General features: G+C 71.5%; 19 protein-coding genes and 1 other RNA gene. 14 read left to right on the top strand and 6 right to left on the bottom strand.

From position 1 onward, the window contains the following. Window positions 1–9 precede the first annotated feature (9 nt). An RNA gene (gene rnpB / locus QI633_RS10085) (RNase P RNA component class A) lies at window positions 10–373 on the bottom strand. 52 nt (window positions 374–425) lie between these two features. Between rnpB and QI633_RS10090 the strand changes: the two genes are divergently transcribed. Genes QI633_RS10090 through QI633_RS10100 form a run of 3 tightly spaced genes read left to right on the top strand, consistent with a single transcriptional unit; the run spans window position 426 to window position 1414 of the window. Continuing rightward, complete coding sequence (locus tag QI633_RS10090; protein WP_282428869.1) at window positions 426–851, top strand: tetratricopeptide repeat protein; 426 nt, start codon at window positions 426–428, stop codon at window positions 849–851. A gap of 43 nt (window positions 852–894) precedes the next feature. Continuing rightward, window positions 895–1098: a hypothetical protein gene (locus tag QI633_RS10095; RefSeq protein WP_141799303.1), complete on the top strand. Its 204-nt coding sequence runs from the start codon at window positions 895–897 to the stop codon at window positions 1096–1098. A gap of 37 nt (window positions 1099–1135) precedes the next feature. After that, window positions 1136–1414 (top strand): hypothetical protein, encoded by a 279-nt coding sequence (locus QI633_RS10100; protein ID WP_141799302.1) that lies wholly within the window; start codon window positions 1136–1138, stop codon window positions 1412–1414. 12 nt (window positions 1415–1426) lie between these two features. Here the strand turns inward: QI633_RS10100 and QI633_RS10105 are convergent, their stop codons facing one another. After that, window positions 1427–2671, bottom strand: coding sequence for an NADH:flavin oxidoreductase/NADH oxidase family protein (locus QI633_RS10105; protein WP_282428870.1), 1245 nt, complete (start codon window positions 2669–2671; stop codon window positions 1427–1429). Next, entirely contained in the window at window positions 2668–3528 is an 861-nt protein-coding gene (locus QI633_RS10110) for an SDR family NAD(P)-dependent oxidoreductase (protein WP_282428871.1), read from the bottom strand. Before QI633_RS10110 ends, QI633_RS10105 begins: the two co-directional genes overlap by 4 nt. Before the next feature lie 83 nt (window positions 3529–3611). Between QI633_RS10110 and QI633_RS10115 the strand changes: the two genes are divergently transcribed. From QI633_RS10115 to QI633_RS10130, 4 genes are all read left to right on the top strand, one after another. After that, on the top strand, window positions 3612–4232 hold the full coding sequence (locus QI633_RS10115) for a TetR/AcrR family transcriptional regulator (RefSeq protein ID WP_160158278.1): 621 nt from the start codon (window positions 3612–3614) through the stop codon (window positions 4230–4232). A gap of 94 nt (window positions 4233–4326) precedes the next feature. Next, a complete protein-coding gene (locus QI633_RS10120) occupies window positions 4327–5550 on the top strand; it encodes an MFS transporter (RefSeq protein WP_282428872.1) in 1224 nt (407 codons plus the stop codon). Next, window positions 5505–6089, top strand: coding sequence for an HhH-GPD-type base excision DNA repair protein (locus QI633_RS10125; RefSeq protein ID WP_282428873.1), 585 nt, complete (start codon window positions 5505–5507; stop codon window positions 6087–6089). The genes QI633_RS10120 and QI633_RS10125 overlap by 46 nt, the downstream gene beginning before the upstream one ends. 144 nt (window positions 6090–6233) lie before the next feature. Further along, complete coding sequence (locus QI633_RS10130) at window positions 6234–7712, top strand: RNA polymerase sigma factor (RefSeq protein WP_141799296.1); 1479 nt, start codon at window positions 6234–6236, stop codon at window positions 7710–7712. 122 nt (window positions 7713–7834) lie between these two features. On the opposite strand, the gene QI633_RS10135 is transcribed toward QI633_RS10130, so the two are convergent. Further along, entirely contained in the window at window positions 7835–8056 is a 222-nt protein-coding gene (locus tag QI633_RS10135; RefSeq protein ID WP_141799295.1) for a hypothetical protein, read from the bottom strand. 346 nt (window positions 8057–8402) lie between these two features. Here QI633_RS10135 and QI633_RS10140 point away from each other — a divergent pair, with 346 nt between their 5' ends. After that, window positions 8403–10400 (top strand): DNA topoisomerase IV subunit B, encoded by a 1998-nt coding sequence (locus QI633_RS10140; protein WP_282429296.1) that lies wholly within the window; start codon window positions 8403–8405, stop codon window positions 10398–10400. Further along, entirely contained in the window at window positions 10397–11074 is a 678-nt protein-coding gene (locus tag QI633_RS10145) for a GNAT family N-acetyltransferase (protein WP_282428874.1), read from the top strand. The genes QI633_RS10140 and QI633_RS10145 overlap by 4 nt, the downstream gene beginning before the upstream one ends. Window positions 11075–11098: 24 nt before the next feature. Here the strand turns inward: QI633_RS10145 and QI633_RS10150 are convergent, their stop codons facing one another. Further along, entirely contained in the window at window positions 11099–12001 is a 903-nt protein-coding gene (locus QI633_RS10150; protein WP_282428875.1) for a LysR family transcriptional regulator, read from the bottom strand. A gap of 199 nt (window positions 12002–12200) precedes the next feature. On the opposite strand from QI633_RS10150, the gene sfnG reads away from it, so the two are divergent. Genes sfnG through QI633_RS10175 form a run of 5 tightly spaced genes read left to right on the top strand, consistent with a single transcriptional unit; the run spans window position 12201 to window position 16598 of the window. Next, window positions 12201–13319 (top strand): dimethylsulfone monooxygenase SfnG, encoded by a 1119-nt coding sequence (gene sfnG / locus QI633_RS10155; protein ID WP_282428876.1) that lies wholly within the window; start codon window positions 12201–12203, stop codon window positions 13317–13319. Then, window positions 13319–14515 carry an SfnB family sulfur acquisition oxidoreductase gene (locus QI633_RS10160; RefSeq protein ID WP_282428877.1) on the top strand — a complete coding sequence of 399 codons (1197 nt, stop codon included), beginning with the start codon at window positions 13319–13321 and terminating at the stop codon, window positions 14513–14515. The genes sfnG and QI633_RS10160 overlap by 1 nt, the downstream gene beginning before the upstream one ends. 31 nt (window positions 14516–14546) lie before the next feature. Next, window positions 14547–15704, top strand: coding sequence for an LLM class flavin-dependent oxidoreductase (locus QI633_RS10165; RefSeq protein WP_282428878.1), 1158 nt, complete (start codon window positions 14547–14549; stop codon window positions 15702–15704). Next, window positions 15701–16207 carry a flavin reductase family protein gene (locus tag QI633_RS10170; protein WP_282428879.1) on the top strand — a complete coding sequence of 169 codons (507 nt, stop codon included), beginning with the start codon at window positions 15701–15703 and terminating at the stop codon, window positions 16205–16207. The genes QI633_RS10165 and QI633_RS10170 overlap by 4 nt, the downstream gene beginning before the upstream one ends. A 19-nt stretch (window positions 16208–16226) precedes the next feature. Beyond that, the gene (locus tag QI633_RS10175; protein WP_141799292.1) at window positions 16227–16598 is read left to right on the top strand and encodes a hypothetical protein; all 372 of its coding nucleotides are present in this window, start codon (window positions 16227–16229) and stop codon (window positions 16596–16598) included. Window positions 16599–16607: 9 nt separating this feature from the next. Here the strand turns inward: QI633_RS10175 and QI633_RS10180 are convergent, their stop codons facing one another. Further along, entirely contained in the window at window positions 16608–17102 is a 495-nt protein-coding gene (locus tag QI633_RS10180; protein ID WP_141799291.1) for a carbonic anhydrase, read from the bottom strand. Between the last annotated feature and the right edge of the window lie 7 nt (window positions 17103–17109).

Consider the following 17109-nt stretch of genomic DNA (forward strand, 5'->3'; position numbering starts at 1 on the left):
CGAGCTTGGGGGACGGGCCGGCCTGTAAGCCGGGTTCTGTGATCGGCGACCATCCATCTAGGGCTGCCGTTGCCGACAGCCTCGAGCGACCTACCCGCACACTCGGACGAGCCGCCCTCGAACGTGTGCTGTCTGGTCTTGCTCCGGGTGGGGTTTGCCTAGCTGCGTCGGTCACCCGGCGCACTGGTGGGCTCTTGCCCCACCGTTTCACCCTTGCCGCGCCCACGAGGAGCGAGGCGGTCTGTTCTCTGTGGCACTTTCCCGCGGGTCACCCCGGGTGGGTGTTACCCACCACCCTGCTCTGTGGAGCCCGGACTTTCCTCGGGATCCGACGCCTCGCGGCGATGGATCACGCGGTCGCCCGGCCAGCCCGTCCGCCGCACACTCTAGGGAACAACCGGACCCGGCGGACAGTTGAGGGGCACATGAACGAGATGCCCGAGATGATCAAGGTGCTGCCGCCGATCGTGTTCCCGGGTACGACGGCACGTCACGAGGCGGCGTACCGCACCGCTCACGACTTCCTCTCCCGGCGCGCGCCGCGCGAGGCGCTGCAGGTGCTGGAGCCCGCCCTCGAGCTGGAGCCCGAGAACCGGGGTCTGCGCTCGCTGCGGGCCTGGGCCTACCTGATGCGCGCCCAGCTGCAGAAGGCGACCGACGAGCTGACCGGCCTGGTGGCCGACGACCCGGCCGACGCGTGGAGTCGCCACGCGCTGGGGCGGGCCCTGGAGCGCCAGTCGAAGTACGACGACGCGCTGCCGCACCTGCGGCTGGCCGCGGCGATGACCGGCGACCCCGAGCACGAGTACGACGTGCTGCGGGTCGAGCGTCTGGCGGGTCGGATCTCGTGACGGTTGCTACGCAACCTCCTCGATCACCGGATAGGTTCGGACCATGTCCGCGGACAACGAGTACTGGTTCTGCCTGACCCACCACCAGGTCGAGGGCGTCGAGGGCTGTCCCAACAAGGACCGACTCGGTCCCTATCCCACGCAGGCCGAGGCCTCCCGGGCGTTGGAGAAGGCTGCGGAGCGCACCGAGGCCTGGGACCACGATCCGGCCTGGAACGACGACGCCGACGAGGCCGAGGACCAGTAGTTCCTTGGTCTTCGCCCGCCGCCGCCGGATCCGTCCGGTGGCGATCGACCCTGCCACCGGACGGCGGATCTCGCCGTGGCCGTTCGTCGGCCTGGTTCTGCTGGTCTCGTCGTTCTTCCTGTACGCCGCCTCGGGGCTGCTCGCGCCGGCGTGGGCGGTCGTCGTGCTCCTGCTGACCTGGCTGGTGATGTTCGTGCTGTGCTTCGTGTGGTGGACGCCGCACCCGCGCTGGACGGTGTGGCTCGGGGTGTTCTCGTTCGTGTGGTGGTGGGTCGCCGTCACCGCCGGGGGGATCTTCCTGGACTGGACGGCCTGAGGGCGGCCAGGTTCAGCCCCGCTTGGCGCGGAACGCCCCCGGCCCGTTGCGCAGGCCCAGCCACAGAGCGGCCTCGGCCCACGAGCGGCCCGGGTCGGGCTCCTTGCCGGCGCCGAGCCGGTGCAGCTGGTCGGTGTGCCAGGACAGGTCGAGGGCGCCGTCGAGCTGCTTGAGGTTCGCGACCTTGCCGAGCACGGGACGCAGCCCGGCCTTCACGTTCGAGCTCGGCAGGGTGGCGAGCCCGTCCTCGAGGATCGCGCGCGGCGCCTCCGGCAGCAGGCAGGTCGGGCGGCCGAGGCCGACGATGTCGCAGTCGCCGGACTCGACGGCGGCCTCCATGGCGGCGGCGGAGCGGAAGCCGCCCGTCACGGCGATGGGTACGTCGCCCGCGAGGTCACGCACCGAGGCGGCGTACTCCAGGAAGTAGGCCTCCCGGGCGGCCGTGGAGGCGGCCATCGTGCCCATCATCGCGGGCGCCTCGTAGGAGCCGCCGCTGATCTCGATCAGGTCGATCCCGTCGGCGACGAGCGCGCGGACCACCTCGCGGGACTCCTCCTCGGTGAACCCACCGCGCTGGAAGTCCGCGGAGTTGAGCTTGATGCCCACGCCGAAGCCCCGCGACGTCGTCGCCCGGATCGCCTTCAGGACCTCGAGCACGAACCGCCGGCGCCGCTCGGGGTCGCCGCCCCACGCGTCGTCGCGCTGGTTGGTGCGCGGGGAGAGGAACTGGGTGACGAGGTAGCCGTGCGCGCCGTGGATCTGCACGCCCGCGAAGCCGGCCTGCTCGGCGACGGCGGCCGCGGTGGCGTACCGGTCGACGATCTCGCGGATCTCCGCGTCCTCGAGTGCACGCGGCTTCGAGGCGCCCGGCACCTTGGCCTGGATCGCGCTCGGTGCGACCGGGCGGTGGCGGCCGACGAGGGCGTTGGCCTGGCGGCCCGGGTGGTTGACCTGCATCCACAGCGGCGTGCCGCCGTCCTGGAAGCCGGAGGCCCAGGCGCGCAGCAGGTCGAGGTGGCGGTCGTCCTCGATGACGACGTTGCCGGGCTCACCGAGGTGGCGCCGGTCGACCATCACGTTGCCGGTCACCACCAGGCCGTAGCTGCCGCGGGCCCAGCGGCTGTAGAGCCGCTCCAGCTTCTGCGACGGACCGCCGTCGCGCTCGCCGAGCGACTCGCTCAGCGCCGACTTCATGAACCGGTTGGCGAGCTTGTGGCCGTTGGGCAGGGCGATGGGGGAGCCGAGGTGCGGGGTCATGCGGAGCCCTTCTTCGAGGAGGCGGGGGCAGCGAGGGAGGCGGTGAGGCGGCGAGAGACGGCCGCGAACGGGCGCTGGTAGGACGCCCCGAGGGCCCGCACCAGCAGGTCGACCGCGACCGCGTCGGCCCCGATCAGCACCTTCGGCCGGCCGCGCCGTACGCCGCGCAGGATGGTGCGCGCGGCGGCCTCGGGCGTCGTGCGCGTCAGCCTCTCGTTGAAGACCCGCGCGATGCCGGCGGTGTCGGCGGCGTTGCTCGCGGTGGCGTTGTTGACGATGTTGGTCTTGATCCCGCCGGGGTGGACGCAGGTGACGCCGACCGGCTGCCGGGCGATGAGCAGCTCCTGGCGCAGCGCCTCGGTGAACCCGCGCACCGCGAACTTGGCCGCGTTGTAGGAGCTCTGCGTCGGCACGCCGAACAGGCCGAAGATGCTCGACACGTTGACGACGTGCCCGTCGCCGGAGGCGGCGAGGTGGGGGAGGAACGCCTTGGTGCCGTGCACGACGCCCCAGAAGTCGACGTCGACGACCCGCTCGATGTCCTCGTAGGGGCTCTCCTCGACGGTGCCGAAGATGGTGATGCCGGCGTTGTTGACGACCAGGTTGACCGCGCCGAAGTGGGCGGCGACCGCGTCGGCCCACGCGTGCACGGCGACCCGGTCGCGGACGTCGAGCACCGTGCTGTGCGGCTCGGCACCCTGCTCCTTCAGCAGCAGCGCCGTCTCGGCGAGGCCGTCGGCGTCCCAGTCGCTGATCGCGACCCGGGCGCCCTCGGCGACGAGCTGGAGGGCGAGCGCCCGGCCGATGCCGGACCCCGCGCCGGTGATCGCGGCGACCTTGTCGTGGAAGTCCTTCATGGCCGCGAACCTAGTTCCCAGTCAGGTGACTTGACAAGTCATCCGACTTGCAAATGTCGGGAGACCTGCGCCACGATCGCGCCATGGCAGCGGCGACGGCAGCGGGACGACGGCAGGCCGAGCGCCGCGCCGCGACCACCGAGCGCCTGCTCGACGCGACCATCGAGTGCCTCGCCGAGGACGGGTACGTCGCCACGACCACCCGCCGCGTCGCCGAGCGGGCCGGCGTCAGCCAGGGCGCCCAGCAGCACTACTTCCCGACCAAGGCCGCCCTCGTCGACGCCGCGATGGTCCGCCTCGTCGACCAGCTCCTCGCCGACGCGGCCACCCGTGGCCTCGACGTCGGCACCGAGCGGGAGCGGGCCGGCGCGCTGCTCGACCTGATCTGGGAGATCCACAACCTCCCGGTCACCCCGGCGGTCCTCGAGCTGTTCAACGTCGCGCGCACCGAGCCGGCGATGGCGGCACGGGTCGCCGAGATCGTGTGCAGCGGCATGAGCGAGATCCAGGGGATCGCGGCGGCCGTGCTGCCGTCGTACGCCGGGCGCGCGGGGTTCGCCGAGCTCGTCCAGATCGCCATGGCCACGGTGCGCGGCACCGTGCTGGTCGCCAACATCCCCGGCGCGGTCGGCGCCTACCCGGACTGGCCGGTCCTGCGTGCCCACCTCCTCGCGAGCCTGGAGCGGCTAGGGTCCTCGGCATGACCTCCGTGTGGCACTAGGGCACAGCTGCGGCCGGACGCCTCGCGCCGGCCGCGTCCTCAGCGTGCCCTCGTCCCTTCTGTTCCGGAGGTTCTCCATGCCCGGCGTCACCGACGCCGGGAGCACCCGCCTGCTTCTCGCCGGCCCCGCGGTCGCGCGCACCTTCGCGTGCGCGCTGCTCGGTCGCCTGGCGTACGGCGTGCTCCCGCTCTGCTTCCTGTTCACCGTCCGCGACGCGACCGGCTCGTTCGCCGTCGCGGCCACCTGCTCGGCGAGCCTCGGGCTCGCCACCCTCGTCATGCCCGTCCAGGCCCGGCTGCTCGACCGGCTCGGCCAGCACTGGGTGCTGCCCCTCGCTGCCTCGTGCTGGTCGGTCCTGCTCGTCGTCGCCGTCGTCCTCGCCCACGGCGACCACCGGGCCCCGGTCTGGCTCGGGGTCTCGCTCCTGATCGGCGTCAGCGGACCGTTGCTCGGGCCGTCGATGCGTGCGCAGTGGCGCGAGATCGCCTCGGAGGGTCCGCAACGGCGCCGCGCGTACGCCCTCGACTCGGTCGGCGAGGAGTCGCTGTACCTGGTCGGGCCGATCGTCGCCGGTGGCGTCCTGGCGGTCGGTCCCGCGTGGGTCGGGCTGCTCGTCGCGGCGGGGCTGGTCTGGTGCGGCACGCTCGCACTGGTCGCCTCGCCCCATCGGCCCGCGGCCCAGGCGACCACGGCGGCGCCACGCCGACGCCACCACGGGAGGACGGGCCTGGCCGGCCTGGTCCTCGCGCTGCTCCTGTTCGGCGCCGGCAGCGCGGCCACGTTCGTCGGCATCGCCGCCCTGGCCGACCGCGTCGGCCGCCCCGGGCTCGCCGGTCCCGTCGAGGCAGCCCTCGCCGTCGGCGCCGTGGCCGGAGGGCTTCTCTGGGCCCGGCACGGCCGCAGCCACCCGGCCGGCCGCGTGCTCGCCGTGCTCGTCACCGGCCTCGCCCTCGCCCAGCTCGCCGTCGCGCTCGCCGGCGGCCTGCTTGTCGCTGCCGTCGTGCTCGCGATCGGCGGCCTCGCCACCTCGCCGGTGTTCGTGGTCGCCTACGCCGCGATCGACGAGCGAGTCCCGGCCGGGCGTCGTACCGAGATGTCGACCTGGGTCAACGTCGGAGTCAACGCCGGCGGTGCGCTCGGCACGGCGGGCGCCGGCCTGCTCGCCGGTGGGGGAGCGGCACTGCCGTTCGCGCTCGCCGCCGGGCTCTCGGCAGGCGCTGCCGGGGTCGCGCTGGCGTGGGGCAGGATGTCCCCATGGCCATCCACATCACCGACGACGCCGCCGCCGACGAGCTCCTGAGCTCCAACCCGTTCGCGCTGCTCGTGGGGATGATGCTCGACCAGCAGTACCCGATGGAGCACGCCTTCCTGGGGCCACAGAAGGTCGTCGGCCGGTTCGGCAGCTTCGACCCGGCGGCGATCGCGGCGGCCGACCCCGAGGAGTTCGCGGCGCTGTGCTCGACCACGCCGGCCATCCACCGCTTCCCGGGGTCGATGGCGGCACGGCTGCAGGAGCTGGCCCGCATCGTCGTGGAGCAGTACGACGGCGACGCGTCGCGGCTGTGGACCGAGGCCACCGACGGCAAGGACCTGCTCAAGCGGATCCAGGCGCTGCCCGGGTTCGGGGCGCAGAAGGCCAAGATCTTCACCGCGCTGGTGGCCAAGCAGCTCGACGTACGCCCGACGGGGTGGGAGAAGGCGGCGGGCGACTACGCGCTCGACGGCTTCCGCTCGGTCGCCGACGTGGTGGACCCGGTGTCCCTGCAGAAGGTGCGCGACTACAAGAAGGCGGCGAAGGCTGCCGCCAAGCCCGCCGCCAAGACCGCCGCCAAGGCCTGAGCTACCTGAATGCCTGCTGAGCCGGCGCTGAACGGGCCCTGAACGCCCCGATGCGCAAGGGGCTGGGAGTGCCGTGGCAGAATGGCTGAAGCGGTCTTGACACCTCCGGTCTTTGCCGCGCCCTAGAACCGTCAGCATCGAGAGGTGTTCGTGTCCTCGAACCATCGTTCGGTCCCGCCCGCCCTGCTCAGCCACCCGTCGATCGCCGCGCTCATCGAGCGCGCCGAGCCGGTCGGCCGGGTCGCCGCGGAGGACCTCCGCCAGGCATTCGCCGCCGCTGAGGTCGCCCCGGCCCAGCTCAAGGGCCTGATGGCCCACCTGTCGGGTCTCGGCATCTCCGTCGAGCTCGGCGCGCCCGTCGAGCAGCGTGCCGTCGCCGCGGCCGCGCGCAAGACGGCGTCGGCGACCGCGACCACCGCCAAGAAGGCGGCCCCGGCGCCGGCCAAGAAGGCCGCGCCCGCCCCGGCCGCGAAGGCCCCGGCGAAGAAGGCGGCGCCCGCCACGTCGGGCGACGGCGCCCCGGGTGGCGCCGGCGAGGCCGCTCCGGTCGTCGGCCCCGACGGCAAGAAGGTTCTCCCGGACATCCCCGACGACCAGTTCGAGAAGGACGTCGCCGCGGACCCGACGATCAAGGAGGACGAGAAGAACGCGTCCTTCATCGTCTCCTCCGCCGACGAGACCGACGAGCCGGCCCAGCAGGTCATGGTCGCCGGCGCGACCGCCGACCCGGTCAAGGACTACCTCAAGCAGATCGGCAAGGTGCCGCTCCTCAACGCCGAGATGGAGGTCGAGCTCGCCAAGCGGATCGAGGCCGGCCTGTTCTCGGAGGAGAAGCTCGGCAAGGGGGGCAAGCTCTCCCCGAAGGTGCACGAGGAGCTCGAGTGGATCGCGGAGGACGGTCGCCGCGCCAAGAACCACCTGCTCGAGGCCAACCTGCGACTCGTCGTCTCCCTCGCCAAGCGCTACACCGGCCGCGGCATGCTGTTCCTGGACCTGATCCAGGAGGGCAACCTCGGCCTGATCCGCGCGGTCGAGAAGTTCGACTACACCAAGGGCTACAAGTTCTCGACGTACGCCACCTGGTGGATCCGGCAGGCGATCACCCGCGCCATGGCCGACCAGGCCCGCACCATCCGCATCCCGGTGCACATGGTCGAGGTCATCAACAAGCTCGCCCGCGTCCAGCGCCAGATGCTGCAGGACCTGGGCCGCGAGCCCACCCCGGAGGAGCTCGCCAAGGAGCTCGACATGACCCCGGAGAAGGTCGTCGAGGTCCAGAAGTACGGCCGTGAGCCGATCTCGCTGCACACCCCGCTCGGCGAGGACGGCGACTCCGAGTTCGGTGACCTGATCGAGGACTCCGAGGCGATCGTCCCGGCCGACGCCGTGTCGTTCACGCTGCTCCAGGAGCAGCTGCACGCCGTCCTCGACACGCTCTCCGAGCGCGAGGCGGGCGTCGTCTCGATGCGCTTCGGCCTCACCGACGGCCAGCCGAAGACCCTCGACGAGATCGGCAAGGTCTACGGCGTGACCCGCGAGCGGATCCGCCAGATCGAGTCGAAGACGATGTCGAAGCTGCGGCACCCGTCGCGCTCGCAGGTGCTGCGCGACTACCTCGACTGATCAGGTACGACGCAGATCGGCCCCGCCCGGATCACCCGGCGGGGCCGATCGCCTTTTCGAGCAGGCCACGAAAAAAGGACGAGGCCCCGAGCTGGTGCTCGGGGCCTCGGCCGGGATCCGGGTCAGTCGGCGACGGGCGCCGGCTTGTCGGTCAGCCTGTGGGTCTCGTCGTGGAAGGCGACGGCGATGTCCTTGAGTGCATCTCCGTGCTCGCGGGCGTGGTGGGCGCAGAAGAGAAGCTCTCCGCCCGCCGTGAGCTCTACGCGGAGGTAGGCCTGGGCTCCACAACGGTCGCAGCGGTCCTCCGCGGTCAGCGGGGCGCTGGGAGCAACAGCAGTCGTCATCTCGGGCCTCTCTCTCATGCGATCACCACCCTCATCGGGTGTCGTCCGGATCAACGTAGCGACTGGAACAAAGATTCCCGTCCCCGTGTGAACCATTCCACTTTCGCGTTCCCTTTCATCCAAGCACCTGATGGGGGAAGCTTCTGGGATTTTCCACTGCCCGAAACAAGCTTGTGACCATCCGATCGGCCATGGCTCCGTAGCCCGTCGGCGTGTCGCCGGTAGATTCATCTCCTTGGAAGTACCCGTGATCCACCGTGAGGAGCCGGTCATCGCCGACAACACCTACAACGCAGCCCACCTCCTGGTCCTCGAGGGCCTCGAAGCCGTGCGGAAGCGTCCCGGGATGTACATCGGCTCCACCGACACCCGGGGGCTGATGCACTGCCTGTGGGAGATCATCGACAACGGCGTCGACGAGGCGCTGGGCGGCTTCGCCCGCACCGTGGACGTCACACTGCACCCCGACGGCTCGGTCGAGGTCTACGACGACGGCCGCGGCATCCCGACCGACAAGGAGCCCAAGACCGGCCTGACCGGCGTCGAGGTCGTCGCGACCAAGCTGCACGCCGGCGGCAAGTTCGGTGGCGGCTCGTACGTCGCGACCGGTGGCCTGCACGGCGTCGGCCTCTCGGTCGTCAACGCGCTGTCGAGCCGGATGGACATCGACGTCGACCGCTCGCCGGCCAGCCAGGGCATCAGCTTCCAGCGCGGCGTCCCCGGCGTCTTCGACGGCGAGGGGCCCGGCGCGGCCTTCACTCCCGGGTCCGGCCTGTCCCGCAAGGGCGGCCGGGTCGCGAAGGGGAGGTCCGGCACCCGGATCCGGTTCTGGCCGGATCGCCAGATCTTCACCAAGGACGCCGACTTCGTGCTCGACGGGCTGGTCGGGCGCGCCCGGCAGACCTCGTTCATCGTCCCCGGGCTCGAGCTGGTCATCAAGGACCAGCGCGCCGCCGACAAGGCCGAGTGGACCGAGGAGCGGTTCCGCCACGACGGCGGCATCGGCGAGTTCTGCGACTACCTCGCCACCGGCGACCCGGTCACCGAGGTGCTCCGGCTGCAGGGCAGCGACGTGTTCACCGAGACCGTCCCGCTGCTCGACGACAAGGGTCACATGACCCCGCAGGACGTCGAGCGCGAGCTCACCGTCGACGTCGCGGTGCGCTGGGGGAGCGGCTACGACACCGAGCTGCGCTCCTTCGTCAACGTGATCGCCACCCCCAAGGGCGGCACCCACGTCTCCGGCTTCGAGAACGCCCTCACCAAGACGTTCAACGAGTCGATGCGCGCGGCTAAGGCGCTCAAGGTCAACGACGACGACGTGATCAAGGACGACATCCTCGAGGGGATGACGGCCGTCGTCACGGTTCGGCTCGCCGAGCCGCAGTTCGAGGGCCAGACCAAGGAGATCCTCGGTACGCCGGCCGCGCGGACCGTCGTACGCAAGGTCGTGGCGAAGGAGCTCAAGGAGTTCCTGACGTCGACCAAGCGGGCCGAGAAGGCGCAGGCCAAGCTCCTCATGGAGAAGGTCGTCGCGGCGTCCAAGACCCGCATCGCGGCGCGCCAGCACAAGGAGACACAGCGCCGCAAGAACGCGCTGGAGTCCTCGACGCTGCCGGCCAAGCTCGCCGACTGCCGCTCGGGCGACAACGAGCGCACCGAGCTGTTCATCGTCGAGGGCGACTCCGCGCTCGGCACCGCGAAGCTCGCCCGCAACGCAGAGTTCCAGGCGCTGCTCCCGATCCGCGGCAAGATCCTCAACGTCCAGAAGGCGTCCGTGGGCGACATGCTCAAGAACGCCGAGTGCGCCTCGATCATCCAGGTCGTCGGCGCCGGCTCCGGGCGCACCTTCGAGCTCGACGCCCGCCGCTACGGCCGGATCATCTTCATGGCCGACGCCGACTCCGACGGCGCCCACATCCGCACCCTGCTCGCGACCCTCTTCTTCAAGTACATGCCCGACCTGGTCAAGGCCGGCCGCGTCTTCTCCGCCGTCCCGCCGCTGCACCGCATCGAGATCTCCAACCCCAAGAAGGGCCAGGAGAAGTACGTCTACACGTACTCCGACGACGAGCTGCAGCGCAAGCTGGCCGAGCTCAAGAAGAAGAACGTGAAGTGGAAGGACCCGGTCCAGCGCTACAAGGGCCTCGGCGAGATGGACGCCGACCAGCTGGCCGAGACCACGATGGACCCGCGTCGCCGCACCCTGCGCCGGTTGACGGTCGACGAGCTCGAGGTGGCCTCCGAGGTGTTCGAGCTGCTCATGGGCAGCGACGTCGCGCCGCGCAAGGAGTTCATCATCCAGGGCGCCTACGAGGTCGACATGGAGACCCTCGACGCGTGAACCTCGACGACCCGGTCGGTGCGTCCCTGCGGGGTGCGCACGCCGCGTTCGCTGTCGGGACCGGCCGGGTGCTGCGGTACGACGCCGGCGTCGCCTCGTTCGCTGCGGTGCCGGTCGACCCGACGCCGGCAGACTGGGCGGACCTGGCTGCGCTGCTCGGGCCGGGCGGGTTCGCGGACCTGTTCAGCTCGCCGGCGACGCCGCCTGCCGACTGGGAGCCGGTGTTCACGCTGCCAGGCCTGCAGCTGGTGGCGGGCTCGCTCGTGGGTGCTGCGGACGCGGGGGTCGAGGTCGTGGAGCTCGGGGCGGGCGACGTACCGGACATGTTGGCGCTGGTCGACCGGTCCCGGCCCGGGCCGTTCTGGCCGCGCACCCATGAGATGGGCACCTACCTCGGGGTCCGTGACGGCGGCGGGCTGGTCGCGATGGCGGGCGAGCGGCTGCGGCCGCCGGGGTGGAGCGAGATCAGCGCCGTGACGACCGCGCCGCAGGCGCGCGGCCGCGGCCTGGCGGGACTGCTGGTGACCGAGCTGGCGCGCCGGATCCGGGCGCGCGGCGAGGAGGCCTTCCTCCACGTCGCGGCCGACAACGCCCCGGCGATCCGGCTCTACGACGCCCTCGGCTTCGGGGTCCGGCGCGAGGTGACCTTCCGCGGCTTCCGGGTGCCGCGCTGACGCCCCGACCGGATTCGACCGAGGTCAGGCCGCGAGCCTCCGCGCGTGCGCCACGAGCACCGCGTGGAGGTCGCGGACCGCGGCCCGGACGTGATCGCTCCGGCGCTGCAGCAGGACCAGGGTGACCCGGGTCGCGTCGTCCGCGATCGGACGGGCGGTGATCAGCCCGGCCAGCTCCAACGGGTCGCCGAGGACGCTGTAGTCGGGGAGCACGGTCAGGCCCAGGCCCTGGGAGACCATGAACTTGCCCATCTCGGCGCCGTCGGTCGTGTGGCACACGCGCGGCATCCTGCTGCCGAAGATCCGGTGGGCGAACCGGTGCATGACGTAGCCGGCCCGCATCGCGACGAAGCGCTCCTCGCGCAGCTGGTCGACGCTCACCTCGTCCGCGGCGGCCAGCGGGTGGTCGGCCGGCATCACGACGACCGGCCGCCCGTGCAGCAGGGCGGTGCCGAGCAGGTCGTGCGCGGGCTCGTCGCCGGCCAGCAGGTTCACCAGCCCGAGGTCGAGCGATCCCTCGAGCAGGGCCTGGTGGATCTCGGCCTGCTGGACGTTGAGGACCTCGACGGTCGCGTTCGGGGCGGTGTCCTGGAACTCGCGTGAGGCAGGCACCAGCAGGGTCGAGGTGGCCGCGTTGACGGTGCCGATCCGGACGGTGCGGCTCACGTTGTGCTGGTCGCCGGCGGAGGTCCGGAGCCGGTCGACCGCATCCAGCACCGCGACCATGCTCGGCAGCAGGTCCAGGCCCTGGCGACTGATCCGGGCGCCGGTGCGGCGGCGATCGAGCAGGGACACCCCCAGCTCCCGCTCGAGCTTGCTCACCGCCTCGCTGAGTGCGGGCTGTGAGATGTGGAGGCTCTCGCTCGCGCGCCGCAGCGACCCGTGCTGGGTGACGGCGGCGACGTACTCCAGCTGCTCGATCCTCATGGCGTCCTTCCAAATGCAGTAAGTACAGTTAGTTACTACGGAAAGCGTAGCGCAGCACGACCGGGGCCGGATCCGCGCGGAGTGGAAGGCCCTGCCGATGGCGCCGTCGTCCATTGCGACGGCGGATCGCCCTGTTCGGCCTTGTCGTGCCGAACAAAGACGAGCAATCTGATCGACATACCCGAAATGAGGAGCAGTGATGACCAGCAGCCCGACCCGAGCGCCCGAGCCGTTGAAGTTCGCCTACTGGGTGCCGAACGTGAGCGGCGGCCTCGTGGTGAGCAAGATCGAGCAGCGTACGGACTGGGGCCTCGACTACAACCTCGAGCTCGCCCGGCTCGCCGAGGCCAACGGCTTCGACTACGCCCTCTCGCAGGTGCGCTACATCGCGTCGTACGGCGCCGCCTACCAGCACGAGTCGACCTCGATCAGCCTCGCCATCGGCCTGGCGACCGAGCGGCTCAAGGTGATCGCCGCGGTCCATCCCGGCCTGTGGCAGCCGGGCGTGCTCGCCAAGCTGGTCGCGAGCTCCGACCAGTACACCCAGGGCCGGTTCTGCGTGAACGTCGTCAGCGGCTGGTTCAAGGACGAGTTCACCAAGCTCGGTGAGCCCTGGCTCGAGCACGGCGAGCGCTACCGCCGCTCGGAGGAGTTCATCCGCTACCTGCGCGAGATCTGGACCAGCGAGCATGCCGAGCTCAACGGCGACTTCTACCGGCTGCACGACTTCGACCTCAAGCCGAAGCCGTACGACGTCCCCGGCCGCGCGCACCCCGAGATCTTCATGGGCGGCAACTCGACCGATGCGCGCGGCATGGGTGGCCGGGTCGCCGACTGGTACTTCATGAACGGCAACACCCCGGAGGGCATCGCCGAGCAGATCCACGACGTCAGCGACGTCGCCGCCGTCAACGGCCGGGCCGGACAGGTCCGCTTCGGCGTCAACGGCTTCCTCATCGGCCGCGACAGCGAGGCCGAGGCGCGCGACGTGCTGCGCGAGATCGTGGACAAGGCCGACCGCGAGGCGGTCGAGGGCTTCGGGTCCGCGGTCAAGCAGGCCGGCCAGTCCACGGGCGACAAGGTCGGGATGTGGCAGGACTCCGAGTTCGCCGACCTGGTGCAGTACAACGACGGCTTCCGCACCGGCCTGATCGGTACGCCGGAGCAGATCGCGCACCGGATGCTGGAGTACAAGCGCCGCGGGGTCGACCTGTTCCTGCTCGGCTTCCTGCACTTCCAGGAGGACGTGCAGTACTTCGGGCGCGAGGTGCTGCCCATCGTGCGCGAGCTCGAGGCCGCGGAGCTGGAGCGGGTCTGATGCCGGTCCCCGTGCTGTCCGACCACGAGGCGCTCGCCGTCGCTGCCGAGCTCGGCGAGCGGTTCGCCAAGGGCGCGGCCGCGCGCGACGCCGACCGGGTGCTGCCCGTCGACGAGCTCGCGGAGCTGTCCGCGTCCGGGCTGCTCGCGGTGAGCGTGCCTGCCGCGTACGGCGGTGCCGGGCTCCCGGCATCCGTGCTGGCCGAGGTGTTCCGCCTGCTGGCCGCCGGCGACCCGAGCATCGCGCAGATCCCGCACAGCCACTTCGTCTACGTCAACGCGCTGTGCCACCAGGGCACGCCCGAGCAGCAGGAGTTCCTCTTCGGCGAGGTGCTCGAGGGCAAGCGGTTCGGCAACGCACAGTCCGAGATCGGCTCCCGGCACGTGCGTGACTTCCGCACGACGCTGCGGCCCGACGGCGCCGGCGGCTGGGTGCTCGACGGGGAGAAGGGCTATGCCACCGGCGCCCTGCTCGCCGACTGGATCCCGGTGCTGTGCCACCTCGGCGTCGACGGACCGCTGCACGTCGCCTGGGTCGAGCGGCACGCCACCGGCGTGAGCGTCGTCGACGACTGGAACGGCATGGGTCAGCGCACGACGGCGAGCGGCACCGTGCGGCTCGAGGGCGTGGCCGTCAGCGCGGACCGGATCACGCCGTACCACCTGACCTTCGAGGGTCCGCAGACCTACGGCGCCTTCGCCCAGCTGCTGCACGCGGCTCTCGACGCGGGCATCGCTCGCGCCGCCCTCGCCGACGCGGCGGAGTTCGTCACGACCAAGAGCCGGCCCTACCCGGACGCCATCACCGAGCTCGGCACCGCACGGCACGCCGACGACCCCACGGTCGTCCAGGCGTTCGGCGAGCTCGAGCTCACGGTGCGGGCGGCGGAGGCGTTGGTCGCCGAGGCCGGCCGCGCGGTCGACCGGGCCGACGCCGACCTCGATGCCGAGTCGGCCGGCGCGGCGAGCCTCGCGGTGGCGGCGGCACGCGCCGCGACGACCGGCGCGAGCCTGGAGGCGGGTACGCGGCTCTTCGAGGTCAGCGGGACCCGGTCCGCCCTCGACTCCCTCAACCTGCACCGGCACTGGCGCAATGCGCGCACCCACACCCTCCACGACCCGGCCGCCTGGAAAGTGCGCCACCTGGGGCGCTGGGCCCTCGACGGCCAGCTTCCTCCCAACCACGGCCAGCTCTGACCACCCACCCGCGGACTCGCAGAAGGACGACATGACTCATCAGCTCAAGTTCCACTGGTTCCTGCCCACGAACGGCGGCGACGGACGACACGTGGTCGGCGGGGGACACGGCGTCACCTCGTTCACGGGGGAGCGCCCCAACTCGGTCGCCTACCTCGGCCAGATCGCGCGCAGCGCCGAGCAGCTCGGGTTCGAGGCGGCGTTGACCCCGACCGGGGCCTGGTGCGAGGACGCCTGGGTCTCGACGGCGATGCTGAGCTCTTTGTCGGAGCGGCTGAAGTTCCTCGTCGCCTTCCGGCCCGGTCTCACCTCGCCGTTCCTGGCGGCGCAGATGGCCGGGACCTTCCAGAACCTCTCCGGTGGCCGGCTGCTGCTGAACGTGGTCACCGGCGGCGAGTCCCACGAGCAGCGGATGTACGGCGACCACCTCGACAAGGAGGGCCGCTACGAGCGCTGCGACGAGTTCCTGTACCTGGTTCGCGCGCTCTGGGCGGGGGAGAGCGTCAGCCATGAGGGCGCGCACTACCGGCTCGACGACGCGGTGCTGGCGCAGATCCCCGACCCCCTGCCGGAGATCTACTTCGGCGGCTCGTCGCCGGCCGCCGGCCGAGTGGCCGCGAAGCACGTCGACGTCTACCTGACCTGGGGCGAACCGCCGGCCGCGGTCCGCGAGAAGGTCGAGTGGGTCTCCAAGCTGGCCGCCGACGAGGGACGCCAGCTGCGCTTCGGCATCCGGCTGCACTCGATCGCCCGCGACACCTCCGAGGCGGCCTGGGCCGAGGCGGACCGGCTTCTCGCCGGCATCGACGACCAGCAGATCGCGCAGGTCCAGGCAGGGTTGCGGCGCAGCGAGTCGGTCGGTCAGGCGCGGATGCTCCAGTTGAACGGGGGCAGCAGGGACTCGCTGGAGATCCACCCGAACCTGTGGGCCGGTGTCGGCCTGGTGCGTGGTGGGGCCGGCACCGCGATGGTCGGCAGCTTCGGCGAGGTCGCCGACCTCGTCGAGCAGTACGTCGAGGCCGGGATCTCGGAGTTCGTGATGTCCGGCTACCCCCACCTCGAGGAGTCCTACTGGTTCGGCGAGGGTGTCCTGCCCGAGCTCGCCCGGCGCGGCCTGTGGACGCACCCGGCGCCGGTCGCCCAGTCGGTAACAGCGGTGCCCTTCGGCGGCCGTCAGGTGGTCTCGTGAGCACCGCGCTCACCACCAACCAGGACCTCGACCCGGTCCGGCTCCGCGAGGCGTTCGGCGTCTTCCCGAGCGGCGTCGTCGCCGTGGCCGCCGAGGTCGACGGTGCTCTCACCGGGCTCGCAGCCAGCTCCTTCACCTCCGTCAGCCTGGACCCGCCGCTGGTCTCGTTCTCGGTGGCGAACACCTCGAAGACCTGGCCGGACCTGCGCCGCGCCGACCACCTCGGACTCACCGTGCTGGCCGAGCACCACGGCGACGTGTGCCGGCGGCTGGCGGGCCCGGTCGAGCACCGCTTCGACGATGTCGAGGTGACGGTCAGCCCCGAGGGCGCCGTGCTCCTGGCCGATGGGCTCGCGCGCTTCGACTGCACCATTCACGACGAGGTCGAGGCGGGCGACCACACCCTGGTGCTGCTCGAGCTGCACGCCGTCGACCATGCCGACACGGCGCAGCCGCTGGTGTTCCACCGCAGCGGCTTCGGGAGGCTCACCGCGGCCGGATGACCTGTGCCAGCATGAGGTCATGAGCGCCGCCGACCGCACCGCCGTCGTCAAGCTGCTCAAGGCTCGCGGCGCCAAGGCCCGGCGGGGTCACCTGCGGATCCCGGTCGGCGACCTGTTCTGGTACGTCGACGTGCTGGCCGACGGCGTCGGCCCCACCGCGCCGCTGCGGCTCGAGGTCGGCTGCTGGACCGGCGCGCTACCGCCCGAGCCCGACGGCGGCGCCGTCGACTGCCCGCTGTTGATGGACGTCCCGCTCGGCAGCGACCCGGTCGGCGCGACGACCGCCTTGCTCGACAGGATCACCGCGCTCGGTGACCTCCCCGCCCTCGGCGGCAGCCTGGGCGACCTGCCCGGCGCGCTGGTGGACCAGCGGCTGCGCGACCTGCTCTGAGCCGGCGGCTCAGACCTCCTGGGTCAGCAGCCCCGTGTCGACGTCGTAGATGAACCCGCCGACCTTGACCGAGTCGGGGATGAGGGGGTGGGCCCGGACCCGCTGGACGTCGGTGACCAGCGCCGCCGCCTGGCCGTCGGTGACCGGCAGCGTCAGCCAGGACGTGTCCTGGCCGGTCGATGCGTCGAGTCGCTCGCGCAGCGCGGCCTCGCTGTTGCTGGCCACGGCGCAGCGGGTGTGGGGGATGATCATGATCCGGTCGACGTTGAGCATGTGGACCGAGATGACCAACGCGTCCAGGGTCAGGTCGTCGACCCGGCCGCCGGGGTTGCGGATCATCTTCGCGTCGCCCGGCTTCAGGCCGGTCAGGCCCAGGGGATCGATCCGGGAGTCCATGCAGGTCACCAGGCCGATGCCGGCGCGCGCGATACCGTCGAAGCCGCCGTCCTTGAAGTCGGCGGCGTACTCCTGATTGGCCTTCAGCAGATCATCGAAATCGCCCATGACGGCA

The sequence above is a fragment of the Nocardioides sp. QY071 genome, assembly GCF_029961765.1.
GTDB lineage: Bacteria > Actinomycetota > Actinomycetes > Propionibacteriales > Nocardioidaceae > Nocardioides.